The sequence below is a fragment of the Glaciihabitans tibetensis genome (genome assembly GCF_003003265.1).
Classification (GTDB): Bacteria; Actinomycetota; Actinomycetes; order Actinomycetales; family Microbacteriaceae; genus Glaciihabitans; species Glaciihabitans tibetensis.
Map to the genome: position 1 here is coordinate 92,566 of NZ_PVTL01000007.1, position 19,559 is coordinate 112,124.

Annotated in this window: 15 protein-coding genes; 9 read left to right on the forward strand and 6 right to left on the reverse strand. The window is 66.1% G+C overall.

Features of this window, described 5'->3' with window-relative positions; all coding sequences use genetic code 11:
* Nucleotides 1–87: 87 nt before the first annotated feature.
* Entirely contained in the window at nucleotides 88–222 is a 135-nt protein-coding gene (locus B0I08_RS18200; RefSeq protein ID WP_281260222.1) for a hypothetical protein, read from the reverse strand.
* A gap of 132 nt (nucleotides 223–354) precedes the next feature.
* On the opposite strand from B0I08_RS18200, the gene B0I08_RS13495 reads away from it, so the two are divergent.
* The 4 genes from B0I08_RS13495 to B0I08_RS17925 all read left to right on the forward strand — a co-directional run bounded on the left by B0I08_RS13495 (nucleotide 355) and on the right by B0I08_RS17925 (nucleotide 5,308).
* Entirely contained in the window at nucleotides 355–930 is a 576-nt protein-coding gene (locus B0I08_RS13495; protein ID WP_106213713.1) for an RNA polymerase sigma factor, read from the forward strand.
* On the forward strand, nucleotides 927–1,910 hold the full coding sequence (locus B0I08_RS13500; RefSeq protein WP_106213715.1) for a CU044_5270 family protein: 984 nt from the start codon (nucleotides 927–929) through the stop codon (nucleotides 1,908–1,910). The genes B0I08_RS13495 and B0I08_RS13500 overlap by 4 nt, the downstream gene beginning before the upstream one ends.
* Nucleotides 1,907–2,035, forward strand: a complete 129-nt coding sequence (locus B0I08_RS18205) for a hypothetical protein (protein ID WP_281260223.1) — start codon at nucleotides 1,907–1,909, stop codon at nucleotides 2,033–2,035. The genes B0I08_RS13500 and B0I08_RS18205 overlap by 4 nt, the downstream gene beginning before the upstream one ends.
* 135 nt (nucleotides 2,036–2,170) lie before the next feature.
* On the forward strand, nucleotides 2,171–5,308 hold the full coding sequence (locus B0I08_RS17925) for a lamin tail domain-containing protein (RefSeq protein WP_219905676.1): 3,138 nt from the start codon (nucleotides 2,171–2,173) through the stop codon (nucleotides 5,306–5,308).
* 350 nt (nucleotides 5,309–5,658) lie between these two features.
* Here B0I08_RS17925 and B0I08_RS13520 read toward each other — a convergent pair whose 3' ends face one another.
* The gene (locus B0I08_RS13520; RefSeq protein WP_181243418.1) at nucleotides 5,659–7,296 is read right to left on the reverse strand and encodes a sensor histidine kinase; all 1,638 of its coding nucleotides are present in this window, start codon (nucleotides 7,294–7,296) and stop codon (nucleotides 5,659–5,661) included.
* 139 nt (nucleotides 7,297–7,435) lie between these two features.
* On the reverse strand, nucleotides 7,436–8,989 hold the full coding sequence (locus B0I08_RS13525; RefSeq protein WP_106213719.1) for an MFS transporter: 1,554 nt from the start codon (nucleotides 8,987–8,989) through the stop codon (nucleotides 7,436–7,438).
* A 95-nt stretch (nucleotides 8,990–9,084) separates the two neighbouring features.
* On the opposite strand from B0I08_RS13525, the gene B0I08_RS13530 reads away from it, so the two are divergent.
* Nucleotides 9,085–9,798 (forward strand): TetR/AcrR family transcriptional regulator, encoded by a 714-nt coding sequence (locus B0I08_RS13530; protein ID WP_245884810.1) that lies wholly within the window; start codon nucleotides 9,085–9,087, stop codon nucleotides 9,796–9,798.
* Here B0I08_RS13530 and B0I08_RS13535 read toward each other — a convergent pair.
* A complete protein-coding gene (locus tag B0I08_RS13535) occupies nucleotides 9,795–10,271 on the reverse strand; it encodes a hypothetical protein (RefSeq protein WP_106213723.1) in 477 nt (158 codons plus the stop codon). The two genes, B0I08_RS13530 and B0I08_RS13535, sit on opposite strands and share 4 nt — an antisense overlap.
* Before the next feature lie 229 nt (nucleotides 10,272–10,500).
* Between B0I08_RS13535 and B0I08_RS13540 the strand changes: the two genes are divergently transcribed.
* The gene (locus B0I08_RS13540; RefSeq protein ID WP_106213725.1) at nucleotides 10,501–11,145 is read left to right on the forward strand and encodes a hypothetical protein; all 645 of its coding nucleotides are present in this window, start codon (nucleotides 10,501–10,503) and stop codon (nucleotides 11,143–11,145) included.
* Between the two features lie 63 nt (nucleotides 11,146–11,208).
* On the opposite strand, the gene B0I08_RS13545 is transcribed toward B0I08_RS13540, so the two are convergent.
* A complete protein-coding gene (locus B0I08_RS13545) occupies nucleotides 11,209–11,574 on the reverse strand; it encodes a hypothetical protein (RefSeq protein ID WP_106213727.1) in 366 nt (121 codons plus the stop codon).
* Between the two features lie 139 nt (nucleotides 11,575–11,713).
* Between B0I08_RS13545 and B0I08_RS13550 the strand changes: the two genes are divergently transcribed.
* Together B0I08_RS13550 and B0I08_RS13555 are read left to right on the forward strand one after the other, a co-directional pair.
* The gene (locus B0I08_RS13550; RefSeq protein ID WP_106213729.1) at nucleotides 11,714–12,304 is read left to right on the forward strand and encodes a nucleoside 2-deoxyribosyltransferase; all 591 of its coding nucleotides are present in this window, start codon (nucleotides 11,714–11,716) and stop codon (nucleotides 12,302–12,304) included.
* Nucleotides 12,305–12,839: 535 nt separating this feature from the next.
* On the forward strand, nucleotides 12,840–13,904 hold the full coding sequence (locus B0I08_RS13555; protein WP_181243419.1) for a CHAP domain-containing protein: 1,065 nt from the start codon (nucleotides 12,840–12,842) through the stop codon (nucleotides 13,902–13,904).
* Here B0I08_RS13555 and B0I08_RS13560 read toward each other — a convergent pair.
* Nucleotides 13,901–15,259, reverse strand: coding sequence for a hypothetical protein (locus tag B0I08_RS13560; protein WP_106213733.1), 1,359 nt, complete (start codon nucleotides 15,257–15,259; stop codon nucleotides 13,901–13,903). The genes B0I08_RS13555 and B0I08_RS13560 overlap by 4 nt on opposite strands.
* An 83-nt stretch (nucleotides 15,260–15,342) precedes the next feature.
* Here B0I08_RS13560 and B0I08_RS18100 point away from each other — a divergent pair, with 83 nt between their 5' ends.
* Nucleotides 15,343–19,293, forward strand: coding sequence for an AAA family ATPase (locus B0I08_RS18100; RefSeq protein WP_425433004.1), 3,951 nt, complete (start codon nucleotides 15,343–15,345; stop codon nucleotides 19,291–19,293).
* The last annotated feature ends 266 nt before the right edge of the window (nucleotides 19,294–19,559 follow it).

Genomic DNA, 19,559 nt, shown 5'->3' on the forward strand with positions numbered 1-19,559 from the left:
GTGTCAGAGGGAGATGGCTGTGTGTAAAAACACAAACGCCCCGGGCCTCGAGCAGGCACGGAGCGTCGAAAGACAGCTGGTGTCGTACTAGAGGTGCTGGATCAGACGCTGGAACAGCGCCAGTTCACGGTTGGGCTGCTCCGACATCAGTCGGAGGCTCAACTCGGGGGAGACGCGCTTCGATTTTGCAAACTCTGTATTGGTGAACACAGTAGTGATCATTGCGGCGTCTCCTTCCAGATCAGCGGGGGCGGCACCGACGTTCGGTGCAGCTCTGCGACTTTAGGGGACCGTGTGAGGCGGCGTCAAGAGAATTTTTCTGAGACTAATCGAGGTGACGGGACACTATGAGGTATGAGGCAAATTCAAGAAGCAGGGTCGCGAGGTACCGACAGCACCTTGCTCACCGCCAGCCAGGCTGGCGATCGCGTGGCCTTTGGCGAACTTTACGAAGAGCACGTCAGAGATGTTTATCGGTACGCGCTCCGGATGCTTCGTGATGTTCCGGGTGCCGAGGACATCACCCAGGACGTCTTCACCCTCGCCTGGGCGAACCGAGGCGAGATCAAAATGGTCGATCGCTCCCTGCTGCCATGGTTTCTCGTAACTGCACGAAACCTGTGTCTCAATCGCCTCAAAAGGTCGGATCGCCACGATGCCCCGTTTGATTGGACAGAGCGCATCGACCAGAGTCCGGGCCCTGACGCTGCGCTTCTGGACCGCCAATTGGCGGCATCTATCGAGGATGCGGTAGCGCGCCTGTCGGAGAAGGACCAACGGCTTTACCGGCTTTGCCTTGTAGACGAAATGTCCTATCACGATGCCGCCGGCGCAATGGGAACAACAACCGGCGTCGTGCGCAACCGGCTCTCGCGTCTGCGCCGAGCTCTCCAGGTATCTCTTGCCACTCATAAGGAAGGACTGTCATGACCCGCACACTGGGCCCGACTGCCGAGCAAGTCCGTACGATGCGTCAGAGCATCTTCAGTCAGATCTCAGACGAGCCACCCCTGGTTTCGCGGCGAGTCGCTGCGGGCGGCCGTGGCCGAACCCGTATCGCGTTCGCAGCGGTCGGAGCGGCAGCGGCAGCAGCACTGGTCGTTGGCAGCATTTTCTTGCCTGGTGGGCCTGATTCCTCCGCGGAAGCCGCGACCATCCTGAACGACGCCGCCGATCTGTCGATCGCGAGCGCAGAAATTGTCGCAAAGTCTGGTCAGTATCTGCGCATCGAAACTCACGCGTCCTACACAAACGTGGGGTCGTCTGCTGACGGAGAGAAGGTCTCCTGGGTGGCGCCGGAGACGACCGTTGTTTACAAACCGGCTGATTCCGACGCCGAGTGGGTGATGGAACGTCGTCAGGAGATCCCCACAGAGTTCTTCGGTGAAGGAGCTGAGGCAGCCGCCATGGAATCCTGGGAGGACAGTAAAAACAGCGCAACGCAGAATGGGATCTTCCGGGCAAGAGATGCGGCGTTTTACGGCTCACCCGACCCCGCTTGGGCCACCGACTTTCTCCCGCGAGATCCCCAAAAACTCTACGAATACATTCGCGACGAATACAACGGCGGCTCGACCAATGCCGACGAAGACGCGTGGGTCCGCATCACCGCTTTGCTCCGTACCGGTACCGCGCCGGCTGATCTCCGCTCGGCGCTGTACAGCGTCGCAGCCATGATCCCCGGAATAGAAATAGTCCCGGGAGGGGCCACGCTCAACGGCCGCACCGGAATCGCTATCGGTCGTTTTGAGCCGGCCAGAGACGAACGCCAGGACATCATCGTCGACCCGACCACGGGCGACCTCATCGGTGAGCGCACCGTCAGAACCGTTGCTGGCTTCGGCGCGCCGGCGGGGATCACGCGAGCGGCCACGTCGGTCACGACATCAGTGGTCACCTCCACGCCATGAGCGATCACAGCGATTTCGTCCTGCAACTGGTGACGATAGTGGGCACGACGATCGACCCGGCAGCAGTCGATCTTCCGCCTACACAATCCATCGACATCGCAACGGACGCTGTGCCGACGCAGTGAGCAGATCTCGCGTTCGCTAACCGTTTACCTTGTGTTTGCCCGGTACCCGGATGCTGGGGACGGAGCCCGAATTGGGCGTCCCCCCCCGCGTCTGATCAAGAAGGCACCCCTATGCGCATGCCCCAACGTCGGCCCATGCTGGCCGTTCTTACCTGTCTTGCCCTGACCGTTCCGCTCGCCGCAACGATGACACCCGCAATGGCTGCGGACGTGGCATCCGTTCGAATCAATGAAATCGAGTCCGACGGTGGTGTTCCCGGGGACTGGATCGAGATCGTCAACACAGGCAGCACGCCGACCGATGTGTCCGGCATGATCCTGAAGGATGACAACGACAGTCGCACCCTCGCGATCGCTGCGGGGACAACCCTCGCCGCGGGAGCCCACTACGTTGTCGACGTCGAAGGCGCCGGTGGGTTCGGCCTGGGGAAGGCGGATATCGCCCGGCTGTTTGCCGCGGACGGCACCACACTGATCGACTCGTACGCGTGGACCGCTCACGCCGGCACGACCTTCGGCCGCTGCGCAGACGGCACCGGGGAATTCCGCGAAACGGTCGCCTCCTCTCGGGGCACCACGAATACCTGCACCGTCTCGCTTGTGGACGCCGTGCGGATCAACGAGGTTGAGTCCAAGGACGGCGTGCCCGTCGACTGGATTGAACTCACCAACACCGCGTCAGCTGCGGTCGATGTGTCGGGCATGATCCTGCGTGACAACAAGAACGACTCCGTCATGGTGGTCCCCGCGGGCAGCACGATCGCGGCGGGCGGATTCCTCGCGGTTGACGTGGACATCACCGGTGGCTTCGGGCTTGGCAGCGGCGACTCTGCGCGCCTCTTCCTGGCCGATGGCACCACGCTCGTCGACTCGTACACCTGGACCGAGCACTCGGCGACCAGCTACGGACGATACCCGGACGGCACGGGCACATTCGTCGCGACCGCGGCAGCCACCAAGGCCGCTCCGAACCAGCGCGTTGCACCGACTCTTCCCACCATCCGGGTGAACGAGGCCGAATCAAGCGGCGGTACCCCCGGCGACTGGATCGAACTGTTCAACGCCGGCACCACCGCCGTCGACATCTCCGGTTGGATCGTCAAGGACAACGACGACGCCCACATCTCGGTCATTCCCGCGGCCACCACGGTTGCCGCCGGTACGTTCTACGTCGTCGAAGAGGCGGCGCTGGGATTCGGCCTGGGCGGCGCGGAGTCCGCGCGCGTCTACCTGGCCGACGGGTTCACCCTCGTCGACGAGCGCAGCTGGACCGCGCACGCGACCACGACCTATGGCATTTGCGGAACCGAGTTCGTCACGACCACGTCGTCCACCAAGGGTGCGGTCAACGACTGTGGCTCGCCCGTTCGTATCAACGAGGTCGAGTCGAACGACGGCACGCCTGGCGACTGGATCGAGCTGCGTAACAACGGCGGCGCGGCCGTCGACATCTCGGGCTACGTCCTCAAGGACAGCGATGACAGCCACGCATTTGTGATTCCCGCGGCTACCACCGTTGCCGCCGGCGGATACTACGTCGCCGATGTTGACGACAAGGCAGTGGCTGGCAACTATGGGCTCGGCGGCGGCGACTCAGCTCGCCTCTTCGCGGCCGACGGCACCACCCTCATTGACAGCTACACCTGGACTGCCCACGCGACATCCACCTACGGACGTTGCCCGGATGGAACCGGTGAGTTCACCACAACCGCCTCGTCCACCAAGGGCGCGGTCAACGCGTGCGTCGGTGACCTGGTCACCGTTCCGTGGCCCGGTTCGCAGGATGTTGCGACCGCTGACGTGCAGAACGTGCTCGGCGGCAACATGAGCGGGCTCGCCTTCGAGGCAACCGAGGCCGGCAACGTGCTCTGGGCCGCGAAGAACGGCGTCGGCGGCCTCTACCGCCTCCTCGACAACGGCACCAACTGGGTATCCGACAGCGCGAATGGCTGGGGTGCGGGCAAGGTTCTGCACTATGCAGATGGCACGGGGGATGTCGACGCCGAGGGTGTCGCTCTGACCGACGCGGGCGCTGCCGGTGGCATCTTCATCGCGAGCGAGCGTAACAACGCCGCGAGCAGCGTGAGCCGCTTGTCTGTGCTGCGCTACGACGCTTCCGCTGCGGGCAGCAGCCTCAACGCCGCCATGGAGTGGAACCTCACCGCGGACCTCCCCGTCGTCGGCGCCAACGCCGGCCTCGAGGCCATCGCCTGGGTTCCCGACGAGGTGCTCGTCGCCGATGGGATGCTCGACGAGAACACCAACGCCGCCTACAACCCCGCCACCTACGCGGGCCACGGCGACGGACTGTTCTTCGTCGGTGTCGAAGCGGGTGGCACGATTTACGCCTACGCACTCAACCAGACGACGGGCGGCTTCAATCGCGTCGCGACCATCGCCAGCGGATTTACCGGTGTGATGGACCTCGAGTTCGAGGCGGAGTCCGGCTCTCTCTGGGCTGTCTGTGACGACACCTGCGAGGGTCGTTCGGCCATTCTCGACATCGCCCAGGAGGGTGCGACCGACGGACGTTTCACGGTCAGCCGCGTCATCGACCGTCCGACCGGCATGCCCAACCTGAACAACGAGGGCTTCGCGATCGCGCCGCAGTCTGAGTGTGTCGAGGGTTCCAGGGCCGTTTTCTGGGCGGATGACTCGAACACCAACGGATTCGCCATTCGCACGGGCGCGTTGGATTGCATCGAAACACCGACCGACCCGACGGACCCGACCGACCCGACCGACCCGACAATCCCCGTCGACCCGACCACTCCGGTCGACCCGACGGATCCCGCGGATCCGACCGTGCCGTCGCCGGCTCCGAGCACGCCGAGCAACGTAGGTGCCACCACTCCTGCACCGGATGAGGCTCTGACGAGCAACACCCGTGGAACCGTGAACGCTCCCGCCACCGCACCGGCGGGCAGCACCATCTCCGTCACCATGGGTTCGGCGCTCGCAAGTGAGACCGTCAACGTCTGGCTGCACTCCGCACCGGTGCTCCTCGGCACTCGTGAGGTGAGCAGCAACGGTTCGGTGACCGTCACCATTCCGGCGAACACCGTGGCCGGCGCGCACCGCATCGTGGTGCTCGCAGAAGACGGCACCCTCATCGGATGGGACAACATCACCATCACGGTCGCTGCCGCCGGCAGCCAGAGCCTCGCGTCGACCGGAACCGACACGGAGTTGCCGATCCGGGCGGCCCTGTTGCTGCTCGTCGCGGGGGCCGCGCTCATGGTGCTGCGCCGCAGGCAGACCGCGGCGCTGTAACTCGGGAACGCTAAACCGCATGACCCGCTAGATCAGCTAGACCCGTTACATCCGCTTCACCGGTATCACAACACGCCCGACCGCTTCCCGCGGCCGGGCGTGTTGTGGTTTGCCGATCAGTGCCACTATGGGTGTGCAATCCACTTCGTCGCGCGGCGCGGATGCGCAGCCTGGGGGCAGAGCGTGAACCACATGACCGCCTACGTGGCTTGCGCGGTGGAGGCAGTAGATTGCTCGGACACCGGTGTAGGCAATTTCTGGATACCCACGGTGGTTGCGGTTCTCGCGGTGCTGATGGTGTTGGTCGCTGTCTTTGCCTTCCGGCGACACTGATGGACTGATTCTTCTCGCTAGGGCTCGACCTGACGCGGGACGCGGACGGTCATGGTGGTGCCCTCGCCTGGCGCACTCGAGACCGTGATGTCGCCGCCGTGCGCGGCGACGATCTCCTTCACAATTGACAGGCCGACACCAAACCCGGGGATTGCCCCGACGCGGGCGCTTGCGGAACGATAGAACGGATCGAACGCCTGGCTCTGCTCGTCGGGCGTCATGCCGGCGCCGGTGTCGCTGACCGAGAGCACGGTCTCCGCACTCGTGTGGCGCAGCTCCACCACAACTGTGCCGCCGGCGGGCGAGTACTTGATCGCATTGGACAGGAGATTGTCGATCACCTGATCAAATCGGCGCGAGTCCACAAGCGCGCCCGGACCGTCGGCGAGCCGGTGTTCGACCGTCAGCCCCGCGGCGGTTGCTGCGGGCATCGCATTGGTAACGGCGGCTAAAACGATGCCGCGGATGTCGTCGCTGCTGCGCACGACCGGGGCTGCTTTGTCCGAGAACTGCAGCAACTCCGAGATGCGCGCGAGGAGCTCGACGGAGTTGCGCCGGACGATGCTGAAATAGCCGTCGACGCCGAGGGCAGCGGCATCCACCTCGTCCTCAATCATCTCCAGGTAGCCCATGATCGAGGTCAGCGGCGTACGCAACTCGTGGGAGACCGTCGTGAGAAACCGCTCGCGCACGTCGATCGCGTTGGCCAGCTCGGTGATGTTGTAGGCGGCGATCACGGTTCCCAGAAGGTGGCCATCGACGCGATGCACCTGCCGGGCGCTCCCCATGATGGCTACCTGGTCGCCGGGAGGTCCAAGCCATTCGATGTGACCGGTCACTTCTTCGCCGCGCAATGCCCGGGCAACGAGCTGTTGCTCGGCCGGAAGCGGGGTCGTGCGGTCTGCCGCGAGAACGTCCACGTCTGCGAAGGGCGGGTCATCAAGCCTGAAGCCGAGACGATTCGACATATCGAGGGCCGTTTGGTTCGCAATCAGGAGGCGATTGTCGACGCCGTAGAACGTCATCGCCGCGTCGACCGTATCGAAAATGGTGCGGGCGATGATGCCGTTGTCTTCCGATTCATCGAGTGCGGCCGCGAGTTTGCGAGAGTTCTCGATCAGGCGGCCGCGGCTGAGGCGCATCTGTGTAGCGGCGGTTTGAACGGCGAGCATGATGAGCGCGACCGCCACCGGCAGCGTGAGCACGTTGACCCACCCCAGCGCTGAGGTCGGGAGCTCACGCGTGTAAACGAGCGGAAACAGGGTGACGAAGAATGCGCCGATCACGCCGATCGGGGCGTACGCGGGATGAAAACCGTAGGCGAACCAGAGCGCGGGAAATATGGCGAGGAGGCCCACTCCGGCGATCTCCGGGTAGACCGCAAAGCGCAGGAATGCGACGGCGACAAGGTCGGCGACGGCGATCGTGATGAGCCACTGGCTGGAATGACGTTCCCACGGCACGGTCAGGGCGACGATGGAGGCGGCCACGGCGATCGCTACACCCGTCAGAAATTCTATCGAGAGCAAATCTGAGGGCAGGGCGACAGCGACAGCGATCGCCAGCAGGAGGGTCATGATCAGGAACGGCAGCTGGGCGCGGGCGAAGACGGTGCGGCGGCCGTCGCGGGACGGCTGCAGTTCAGAAAGGGGCATAACGACTCCATCGTCCGCGGGGTCATGCCGAAGCGCGCCCCCGTTGACACTAGCCGGTCGCGGAGGGCGTTCTTGCGCGGGCGGTCGCGGCACAGGTTGCTGGGAAACAACCTGCGCCGCGGCACGCATTACTGCGGCGTCACCGGGCTGCGACCCGCGCGGCGTCGAGTACGTCGCGGTCGGCAGCGTCGCCCGCGGTCGCCCCAGCAGCGGGGTGCGGATCTGACAGCGACAGGCCCTGGCCCTTGCGGCGGAACAGCAGCGCGGCGATGACGGCTCCCACCGCGAAGAAGCTGGCGCCCCACCAGTAGGCGGTTGCGTAGCTGGCCACCGCGGCGTCCGCCACAACCTCAGCAGATTCGGGCAGGTGCCCGGCAACGTAGTTTGCCGCCGAGGTGGCCGCGAGCGTGTTCAGCAGCGCGGTGCCAATCGATCCGCCAACCTGCTGGCTCGTGTTGACCATCGCGGAGGTGACGCCGGCGAACTGGCGGTCCACACCGAGGGTTGCGGTCTGCATCGAGGCGGGCATGATCGAGCCCATCGCGAAGCCGAGGATCATCAGCGGCGGCAGAACGTTGGCAACGTAGGAGCTGTCGGTGTCGAGGTTGGTGAGCAGGGCCATACCCAGCGCGCCGAGCGTCATTCCGAACGGCACCATCACCTTGGGGCCGAACCTCGGCACGAAGATGTTGGTCGACAGCTGCGCGGCGAGAATCAGCATCGCGATCATCGGCAGGAACGAGACACCGGTCTGCATGGGGGAGTAGAAGAGGGATGTCTGGAGGTAGTAGGTGACGAAGAGGAAGATCCCGAACATCCCCGCGCCGGCGATGAGCACCGAGATGTAGGCCGCGCCGCGGTTGCGGTCGAGCACGATCGACAGCGGGAGCAGGGGGTGGGCGGCCCTGCGCTGCCAGAGCACAAAGGCCACGAGCAGCACGACGGCGCCGGCGAGCATGCCCCAGGTGAGGGGCGAGTCCCAACCATCGGTTTCGGCATTGGAGAAGCCGTAGACCAGGCCGAACAAGGCGGCCGAAACGAGGACGGTTCCCGGGATGTCGAGCTTCGGGCGGGGACCGGTGCGAACGACGTGGTCTACGAAGAGCACGGAGCCGATGATCGCAATGATGGCGATAAACACGTTGATGTAGAGGTTCCAGCGCCAGTCGAAGTTCTCGGTGAGGAAGCCCCCGAGCAGCAGGCCGACGGCGCCGCCGGCCCCGGCGATCGCGCCGAACACGCCAAATGCGCGCGCACGCTCCTTCGGGATCGTGAATGTCGTGGTCAGAACGGCAAGCGCGGTGGGCGCGAGCAGTGCGCCGAACGCACCCTGCAGGGCGCGGGCGCCGACGAGCAGGCCGAAGGTGCCGGCGGCGCCTCCCAGAGCGGATGCCACGGCGAAACCGATGAGGCCGATGATGAAGGTGCGCTTGCGACCGAGAAGATCGGAGAGACGACCACCGAGTAGAAGAAGGCTCGCAAACGCGAGGGAGTAGGCGGTGACGATCCACTGGCGGTCGCCGTTGGAGAAGCCGAGGTCGGCCTGGGCGGAGGGCAGTGCGATGTTCACCACCGTGGAGTCGAGAACCACCATCAGCTGTGCGAGGCCGACGGTTATGAGGGTGAACCAGCGGCGGGAGTGTGGCGCCGGGGTGCTCGGCGCGGTTGCGCGAGCGGGGATCGTTTTAGGCATAAATGAGACCCTATACGATACTGTGGAGTTCCGGATCTTAACAGTTCCTGAATTTGCCCAGCCGTGACAGAGGTGCTGCGCGGTACCATTTTGAGGTGTCACAGACAACAGAAGGAGAAGCCGCCGCAATGGTGCAGCCCGACTCCCACCCGCCGCGGCTCGGCCGCAAGCGGGATCACACCCGCGATCCGGAGATCCTGACCGCGGCGCTCGAGGTGCTCGCCGAGACCGGATTCGACGGCATGACGATCGACATGGTTGCCGCGCGCGCCAAGGCGGGCAAAGCGACGCTCTACCGACGATGGCCGTCGAAGAGCGAACTGGTGATCGACGCGGTCGCCTGCATGAAGCAGAACGACTTCGAACGCTCGCACCTGCCGGACACCGGAACCCTCCGCGGCGACCTCGTGGCCATGATCAAGCCGCGCACGATGGAGGAGGCGGAGAAGAAGCTGCAGATTATGGCCGGACTCATGTCGATGCTGTCCGCCGCCCCCGAGCTCGCGGACGCTGCCAACAACGCGCTGGTGAGGCCCCGCGCCGAGGCGAACCTCTTCCTGATGCAGCGCGCCATCGATCGGGGCGAGATCTCGCCGGATTGCGACATCGCCACGCTGTCGATCGTGTCGCCCTCGATCGCGGCGTATCGGGTGCTGATCGAACGCAAACCCGTCGACCGCAAATTCCTCATCGCGCTGATCGACGGTGTGCTGCTGCCGGCTCTCGGCCTCGGCCGCGGCGCTGAGGTTAGCAACGCCGAAGCTAGCAACGCGGTGCCGAGCAACGCTGTGGCCAGCCCAACCACCTAGGCGGCAGCCCGGAGCGCCCTCTCGAGTTCCGCCAGCGCGGACTTCTCGTGACCGCTCATCCGGTGGGCGAACCTGAGCACGCGTCCCTCTCGCGTCGCCTCGGCGACTCCGTGCGCGATCCGCACCAGCCAGTCCCGGTAGGCGGGCGCCTGGGCCGGGTCATTCGCCGCGACCAATCGAACGGCGCTGATCACCGACTCGAGCGCCCTCGTGCGTGTCTCCGGCTCGTCGTTGAGCGCCCCGACATCCGAACTCAATGTTCCTGCCTCGATGTCCGCGAAGATCTGCTTGGCGAGGGCGAGTCCGCGGTGCTTGTTCGCCTCGGCAGCCACCAGCGCTTCGACGGTCAGAAGCTCGCGCACGATTCCGATCGCGTCACTCAGATCGGACGACGCGATGAAAACGCCAGTCATAAAAGGCGCGCGGCCGACCGTGGTCCATTCGGCGTCGGTGAATCGGTCCCTGGCGGTCATCGCTGCTCCGTCGCGGTTGGTGTTGACGGCTTCCGGTGAAAGCGAAGTTCGAGAAGGGTTTCGTCCTGGCGAGGACGGACTGCACTGTCCATGCCTCCAGTATGAATAAGCCGGGAGCGCGCGTATAGGAGGGAGACGGGTCGCACGGTGCCGCCAGAGCAACTGAGTCAAAATGTGGTTTGTCATTCAGTCGATGACACTTCACGCTTTTCGGTGGTAAGTTTACGCCATGCCAGACGCAGAAGTAGGTGCAGGCGCAGCCGCAGAGGCAGCCGCAGAAGTCAGCGCAGACGACTACGTCCGGGCGATCCGGTCTGCCGACGAACTCATCACGATCGCGGAGGCGCGTCTGCACGGCGCGGTCATCGCCGCCCGCGCGGACGGAGTGTCGTGGCAGGTAATCGGCGATGCGCTCGGTACCAGCCGCCAGGCCGCCTTCAAGCGGTTCGGAGCCGTCCCCAACCCAACAAGCGAGACAGGAGAGCACCTCATGAGCCAGCCCGTCGTGAACCTCGTGGAACGAACAGAGAATGTCTTCCGCAGTCTGAACAAGGGAGACTTCGGGGCGGTGAAGTCCTTGATGACCTTCACGTGTGCTCGTGCCCTAACCAAGAAGAGGGTGATGGATGTCTGGACCGGCGTCATCGCATCCAGCGGTCAGTTCGAATCGTGCTCGAAAACCGTCGTGCAGACACTCGACGGGCGAACAGTCGCCGAGCAGCTGTGGAACCAGTACCTCGGCGCGGGCGTCGTAGGTCAAACCCAGCTCAACCACGAGGCGGGGGAGTGGATGGGGCGCGTCGCTTACAGCAGCAGCGGCAAGATCACGGGAATCCTGATCGTCAGCCCCGGCTCCACAAACCTTCCGTTCTGACCGGCTCGTTGGGCTGGCCCGGCTAGCACGGCCGGTGCCGGCCAGGTGGTTGGGCTGGCCCGGCTAGTTGCGCGACTGGAGGTACAGCCAGACGACGGTCCCTCCGACATAGATCAGCGTGCGGCCGCGCACACCCGACCACCATTTGGCTGGCGGCGCGCTTTTTCGGGCGTCGTCGCCGCGCGAGTCGCGCTCGTCCGGCTCTGCGCCGTAGGGATCAGGCTCGTACGCGTCAGCCTCGTATGCGTCAGCCCCGTTCGAATCAGTCGCATAGGGGTCAGCGTCGCGGGGAGTCGAGTCGGCGGTGCGCTCCCGCGGCGAAGCTCCGGCTGAAGGGTTCTGCAAAAAGCCGAGGGGCTTGGCCATAAAAGCGGGGAGCATCACGTGATCGAACTCGTCGCGTGGCTCTTCGTTGTCGTTCTTTTTCATCCGATTCAGCACTCCCGTCTCCCATTCTATGGGCGGCGCGCCAGTGATCAGTTGATACTGTTGCGCGCACCCCGACGGTGTCCCCGCCCGCGGCCGCGTGTGGGGTGGCGAAGGCGAAAGCCGAACGAGAGGCGCAGCAGTGAAGATCTATTTGGCCGGATTTGACGTCTTCTACCCGGACGCGGTCGAGCGTGCCGAAAAGATGAAAGCCCTGTGCGCCCAGTACGGCTTTGTCGGCAGGTTTCCGGCGGACATCTCGATCGACCCGACCGGACTTACCCCCGCCGAGCTCGCCGCCGCGATCTTCCGGCGGGACGCGGACCTGGTGCGCGAGTGTGACCTCGTCGCCGCCAACCTTTACCCGTTCCGGGGGGCCGAGCCAGACTCGGGTACCTGCTTCGAGCTCGGACTTGCTTACGGACTCGGCAAGCCGCTCTATGGGTACACCGCCGCGGGAACCATGGCCGAGCGCATCTCTGAGCACCACGCGCCGGTGACCATTACCGCTGATGGACGGACGGTGGATGCCACGGGCATGACGGTCGAGAACTTCGGGTCACCCATCAACCTGATGATCTCGGTGCCGTCGACGATCGTGTACGGCGGCCTCGAAGACTGCCTTCAGCGCATCAGTGCCGATCTGAGCAGCGCCGATGTGCGCAGTGCCGATATGCACAGCGCCGATGTGCGAAGCGCCGACGGAGCGGGCGCGGCCAGCGATTTGCCCTAAATCCCGATTGTCTGGAGACGGTAACGAGCGCAGAATTGCGTCGTGACGTCCTCCAGGGTTGTGGAACGGATCGCGCGCAGCGGGCTAGCCTGCCTGGCGTTGGTGGCTGGTGCCATCACGGGGTGTAGCTGGGGCACCAGCCCGCCTGCGGCATTTCCCAGCCCCCAGGAACTGACTGAACAACAACGACAGATCCAGTACTTCTACTACGTCAACCAGCTCGTGCCGTGTATGCAGGCGTTGCGCTTCCATGTCGACCCGGTTCCTGACATTGAGGAATTTCTCAGTCAGGTGCCGTCACTGGCGTGGTCACCGTGGAATTCGCTGCGATCTAGCGCGAGTACGCAAGAAATTGCGCGGATTCGCGCTATTTGTCCCCCAAAACCGCTCAGTTAGTCCCCCCGGCCGTTACCAATTCGTGAGGTTGCCGTGACAGGTCGGCAGTTGTCGCGTAGCATCGGTGGGTAGCTCGGCTGGCACCTTGAGGGAATCTCGTCCTCATCCGGCCCTGCGAAAGAACCCGGAGGTACGGCCTGTGCTCGAAGCGACTACGCCCGATTCATCGGACGCCGTCCGCACCAGCCAGGACTCGACTCCTCAATACGCGTCTCGTCGCGAGGCGCGTGCGGCTCTGGAGCGTGAGGCTCGCCGTCCCGCGAAGGCCGTCGCCGTGCCGGTGACAGTGGTGCCCGCAGGGCCCGCGGTCGCATCGGTGCACGCCGCGCCCCGCACGGCTAAGCCGACCCGCGCCGAGCGCGGTGCCGCTCGCCGGTTGACCGCGCCGGAGCGCACGGTCGCCGTCGCCCCCAGGGTTTCCCCGAGCAAGAAGCAGAAGCCCGCCGTCGTGCTGATCACGCTGCTGGCCGTTCCCGGGTTTCTCGCCTCCGCCAGCCTTCCCGCATTTGCTTTCGCGCCCGCTGGCTCAGAGCACCAGGCCGAAATCTCCGAAGCAGCTGACGCCCTCAACGCTGCCAACGGCACCTCGCAGGAACTCGCTGTTGGCAACACCGTCGTTGGCGCGCAGGTTCAGCAAGACGCGATCACCGCGACCAGCGAAGCTGAGCTCAAGGCCGCCCAGGTAGCCGCCGCCGCCGCGTTGAAGGCCGAGCAGCTCGCCGCGGCCGCCCTGGCGTCCTACTCGACCAGGTCCTCTTCGTCTTCCACTACCGGCACCGTCTCCGGCACGGTGTCGTCCGTTCGCGCCGCCGGCGACGACTACCCCTGGCCCAGCGCAGGAAACACGCTGTCCCCTCTCAACTACTACTACCGCCAGTGTGTCGACTTCGTTGCCTGGCGCCTCAACCGCGACGCCGGCTCCATGAGCGCGCCGTGGAAGTACGTCTGGTCCAACCTCACCCCGACCGGCGGAAACGCGTCCGCATGGAAGTCCGCGTGGGCCGCCAATGGCTGGACCATCAGCAGCACCCCCGTCACCGGCTCCGTCGCCTGGTTCAACGGAAACCACGTTGCGTACGTCAAAGAGGTCGTCGGCAGCAACGTCATCATCGAGGAGTACAACGGCATGGCGAAGTTGGCCTACGCCATCCGCACCATCCCGATCAGCTCGGTCGCGTCGTACCTGTACCCGCCGCCTCGCTAGCGATAGCGGGCCAGCGCGTCCGCGTCGCGCGCCGCGGTAGCGGCCCGTCGTGCCGCATCGAGGGCGTCGACCGGGTCGCTCGCCGCTTCCGCGAGCAGTAGCTGGCGTTCCGCCTCGGCCAGGCGGGTGCGCGCATCGACGTCGGTGTGAGTGCTCGCCATAAAGGTTTTGGCGACGGTGATCTCGCTGCGAGCGCCTACCAAGGCCCCGACCAGCGCCGTACGCGCGTGAGCCAGGCGTTGCTGTTGGTTGCGGGCCCCGGCAAGGGCGGTGTCGAGGGTCGACACGGCCGATCCGAGACGGCCGAGGTCGTGCACGGGATTGCGCGGACCGCTCGGGGAGCCGGTTCCGGCGAGCACAAAGTCCACTTCTTCGATGGCGCGAAGAACCCGTGCGCCCGTCTCGGGGTCGGGGGCGGCGTCGCGCATCGCGCGAGACTCCACGAGGTCGGTGCGGGTCGCCTCCACCAGAGCGGACAACGCGGCCTCGGCCTGCCCCACCGATGTGTCACACGCTTCGATGGCGGAGAGGAGCCGGTCGGCGTCGCGGACGAGAGATGAAGCGGCGTCAAGCTCGGTCGTGACTGCCTCCGCATTGACGCCGCCGGGTGCAATACGGGTGGCGATGACATCCGCTCGCCTGCCCGCCTCTGCCAGGTTCTGCTCCGCGTCGACCGCGTTCGTCTGCACCTCGGTAAGCAGCGCCGGGTCGTAGCGGGCCGCGAGTCGCTGCAGAGTCGCCGCACTCGCGGGCAGCCGAGCGCGTGTGTGCTCGATAGCGGCACGCAGGTCGAGCAGCCGGGTGGGGGAGTCTGCCTCCGAACGGCGAAGCGCGGTGAACTGGCGGGTGTGCTCATCGATTGCGCGCGTGGCGGACTCGCCGAGGGCGATGACGCGTTTCGTCCAGTCCCGGCGCTGCTGGTCGGTGTCTGGGTACGCGTCGTCGAGCTGCTGCTTGAGGCGGAACGCCTCGGCGACCTGGGCGCGGGCGTCGGTCACCGCCTCGGCGAACGCTCGGGTTCGCTCGGGTCCGAACTGCGCCACGGCGAACCCGACCTCATTCTCGGCTGATTGGACCGCGTCATCCGCTCGTACCAAAATCGCGCCAGCGTGCAGGGTGAGTTGCTCAATGCCGAGGGCAGCATTGGAGGGCGCAACTGGGGAGGAACCCGGCTGCGTGGTCGAGCGCTGGCGTCGGCGGAACAGCAGGGCGATGCCCACCACGAGCGCGAGCGCCAGTGCCAGTGCCAGCGTTCCGAATCCGACGGCGGCCCCACGCACGGCGTCGACAGCGGTGTGGACGCCTGCGCCGATGGCAGCCGAAGCGAGGCTCGAAACGGGCGGGAAGAGGGGCATAATCCTGATTTTACGTGCGCTGATATGCGGGAAACCCGGCAAACCTCCCAGACATTGCCCGACTTCGGCTTTAAGGTTGGGGGGTGTGGCGTGCCGACAAAAATCATGACGAACTGTTCGTTGACGACGAACGGGTGCTCGCTGACCGCCCGGATGCGGGTCGACGAGGCGCCAATCGTCGAGGCTCGGCGCCGCACTCGTTGAATCTGGGAGACCCATCATTCGAGGCAGGAAACGTGGCTGAACCGATCTGGGCCGAATGGCGTGCGGAATTGGGGTCCGTTGGCGGCCCGTCTCCGCTGCTCCACTTTGTTGACAGCCCGCGCACCCGCATCGAGCTGAGTGCTACACATCCCGGGGGACTCGCGCAGTTCATCACCGGCAAGACCACGTTGCTCTCCAACCTCATTCGCGATGAGGTCGCGCTTCGCACCGCACGCCTCGCGGCGGGAGCAATCGCGGCGAAGGGCCTGGAGCTCGTCACCGCGCGCGGCATCGACGCCGTGCATCTCGGCATCGGCATGGTGCACTGGCGCCACGAACACGTCGACTACGACGCGCCCCTGCTGCTGCGTCCGCTCGCCATCCGTCGCCACGGACGTGACTTCGAGGTCAAGCTGCGCGGCCACGCCTTCCTGAATCCCCAGCTGGCGCGCGCGCTCCGGGAGCACTTCGGCCTCGACCTTGACGCTGACGCCTTCGCCGCGCTGGCGGACGACGACGGAACGTTCAAGCCGAACCAGGTCATCGACCGGTTGCGCGGCCTGACCGACCACCTTGATCGTTTCACCGTCCAACCCCGGCTGGTGGTTTCGTCGTTCGCCGACGTCGCCACGACAATGCGCGAGGACGCCCATAATCTCTCCCACACCGTTCTCGACGCGCTCGCGGGCAACGCCGCGGCACGCTGGACCCTGAGCGACGGCTACTCCCCGGCCGAAGCGCCGAACTCAGACGAGCGTCCGCCCCAGACCGACACCCTGCTGCTCGACGCCGACGCCGAGCAGGAGAACATCGTCGCGCAGATCACGGCGGGCAACTCCGTTGTGGTGAAGACCCTGCCAGGCACCGGGGGAACCCAGACCATTGTTAACGCGATCGGCAGTCTGGTCGCCCAGAACAAGCGGGTGCTCGTGGTCAGCGCGCGCCGCGCGTCGCTGCAGGGCATCGCGCACCGCCTCACTGACGTCGGCCTGCCGGGCCTCGCGGTGTCGCCGCGCAGTCTCCGCCGCGACCTGGTGCGGTCCATCTCCCGCAGCGAGAAGGCTGTGCAGCCGCAGATCGCCGAGGTGGATGAAGCGTTGGTGCGGTTGCGCAAGGTGCTGCTCGACTATCGCGGCGCCCTCGCAAAGCCCGACCCGGTGCTGGGCATCAGCGTGCTCGACTGCGTCACCGAACTCAGCAGGCTGGCTCTGCTGCCGAGCGCGCCGTCCACCACGGCCCGGCTCGGTCGCACCGCCGTGGAGGCGCTCGCGCGTGACCGCCGGCCCGCGGCGAAGACCATGGTCAGCGCCGCACGGCTGGGCGAGTTCCGCTACGGGCCCGGCGACTCACCCTGGTACGGAGCGAAGTTCGCGACCGGCGACGCCGCCGGTCGTGCACACGACATCGCCAAGCGCCTGCACGGCGACTCGCTGCCGCGCCTTCTCGAGCGCTCCCGCGAGCTCATCGAGAACTCGCACATGCGCCCGTTCGAGACGATCAATGAGCTCGGCGTCTACCTCCGTCTTCTCATCGACCTGCGTGAGACCCTCGACAAGTTTCTCCCGGTGGTCTTCGACCGGTCGCTGAGCGAGCTCATCGCCGCGACAGGCTCCCGTAACCAGTCCCCGGACATGTCCGGCCCCAATCGCCGCCGCCTCAAGAAGCTGGCGCGCGAGTACGTGCGCCCCGGCGTGCACATCTCCGATCTGCACGAAGCGCTCGTACGCATCCAGCAGCAGCGCGTGCTCTGGCAGCGCTTCGCGGCGGAAGGCGTGCCGCCGCACGTGCCGGTGGGCATCGCGGATGTGCAGGTCGCACACCAGGTGGTCGTTCAGGATCTCGCGCAGCTCGACGAGCCACTCGGATCCCACACCCGGGAGACGCAGCTCGCGTACCTCCGCATCCCGGAGTTGCTCGCCGCGGTCGAAGCGCTCGCCGCCGAGTCCGACGTGCTCAACAACCTGCAGGGCCGGATGGCGCTGATGGAGACCCTGCGTGGTCTCGAACTGACCCCTCTCATCCACGACCTCGCCTCCCGCCACATCCCGGACGAACAGGTCGAGGCAGAGCTGGAGCTGGCCTGGTGGCAGTCCGCGCTTGAGTCGCTGCTGTCCGCCGACCGGGCGCTTCTCGGGGCGAACACCCCGGTTCTCGACCGACTCGAGGCGGACTTCCGTCTCGTGGATGATGCACACGCCTCCGGCAGCGCGCAGCTGCTGTCCTGGCAGATCGCCGAGAACTGGAAGATCGGGCTGGTCGACTGGCCGGACGAGGCGAAGCTGCTCAAGAACTTGCTTCGCCGCGACCGCATCTCTGCCTTCGACCTGCAGACGACGGCACCGCACCTCTCCCGCGCGGTAGCCCCCGTCTGGCTGGCCTCGCCGTACGAGATTCCCTCGATTGCCGACACGATGCCATTCGACACGGTGATCCTGGTGGACGCCGGTGCAACGACCATCGCGGAGAACGTCGGCGCGATCCGCCGCGGGCGCCAGGTTGTCGCCTTCGGAGATCCCGTTACGCAGACCCCCGGTCCGTTCACGATCGCGATTACCGATCCCGACCGGCCGCAGAGCGCGGGTCCGGCAGCCGCAGGCGCTTCTCCCGCATCCGGTTCCAGGACGGCAGGGGCTTCTCGCGCGACCGACGCTGGAACCGACACCGGAACCGACACCGGTGCCGTCTTCGCCCTTGACGCGTTCGCCGAACCCGCTCGCGAGCTGACCCCCGACGAACTCCACGAGTACTCCGCGCTGGCCCAGCTGTCCGCGGTCCTGCCCACGCTGGCGCTGACGCGCAGCTATCGCGCGGGTGGCGAGGACCTCGCCGAGCTGGTCAACCGTCGTTTCTACGGCGGGCGCATCGAGTCCCTGCCCTGGGCGGGAAGCTTCCTCGGCCACGGCAGCCTGGCGCTCGACTACGTCGTCGACGGTCACGGCATGCCCGACCCGGACTCCGGTGCGGTCGAGAGCCCCGACGCCGAGGTGAAGCGTGCGGTCGAGTTGGTTCTCGACCACGCCCAGCACCGCCCCCACGAATCCCTGATGGTGATCACAGCCAGTGCACGCCACGCGGTGCGGGTCGAGCAGGCGGTCCTCACCGCCGTCAGCGGCAACGCAAAGCTCACCGAGTTCGTCATCGGCGATCGCGCGGAGCCCTTCACCGTCACCACGATCGAACAGGCCGTGGCGCAGAGCCGCGACCGGGTGATCTTCTCGATCGGCTTCGGACGCACTCCGCACGGCAGGGTGCTCTCCAACTTCGGCGCACTCGGGGAGGCGGGCGGAGACCGACTGCTCGCCGTCGCCATGACCCGCGCCCGGCGTTCCATGGTGATCGTCTCCTGCTTTGAGCCAGACGACATCGAAGAGGGGCGCATGCAACACGGCGCCATCGCCCTCGCGGAGATCCTCGCCGAGGTGGGTGCGCGAGCCGCGCAGGTTCCGATTCCCGACGACAGCGACCCCATGCTGGTCGACCTCGCTCGCCGTCTCGAGCGCCGTGGGCTCAAGGTTGCCCTCGGCCACCGCGGCAAACTCGGCCTGGTCGCGGCGCACCTCGGCACCTGTGTCACGATCGAAACTGACGCCGTGCTGCACCGCTCCAGCCTGCGCGAGTCGCTGCGGCTGCGTCCGGAGGTGCTGCGTCGCCTCGGCTGGCACTACCTGCGGGTGCACGCCTTCGAGCTCTTCAGCGACCCGGATGCCGTTGCCAGCCGCGTCGTCACCATGCTCGGCGCGGATCTTGATCCGATCACCGAGCCCATCACGATCATCACGCAGCAGCAGCAGCAGCACGCCGAGCCGGCCGCCGAGCCGAACGGCGCATGACCGACTCCGCGGGGGCTTCTTCTGATGACCGGGGTGCTGATGACCGAGGGGCTGACGACCGAGGTGCTGAGGGCAGCGGGATGTCGCCGGTCCCCGTCATCCGCCGTCTGCACCGTCGCGCCACAACTGACCCCGCGCCCGGAAGTGACCCGCGCCCCGCGCCGGAACCGGCCCGGCACACCCTCACGGAGAACGACGATCGCTTGAAAGCGGAGAAGCCCCCGCACTACTGAATGCGCAGCATCCCGGCACGCGGGATTCTCGGC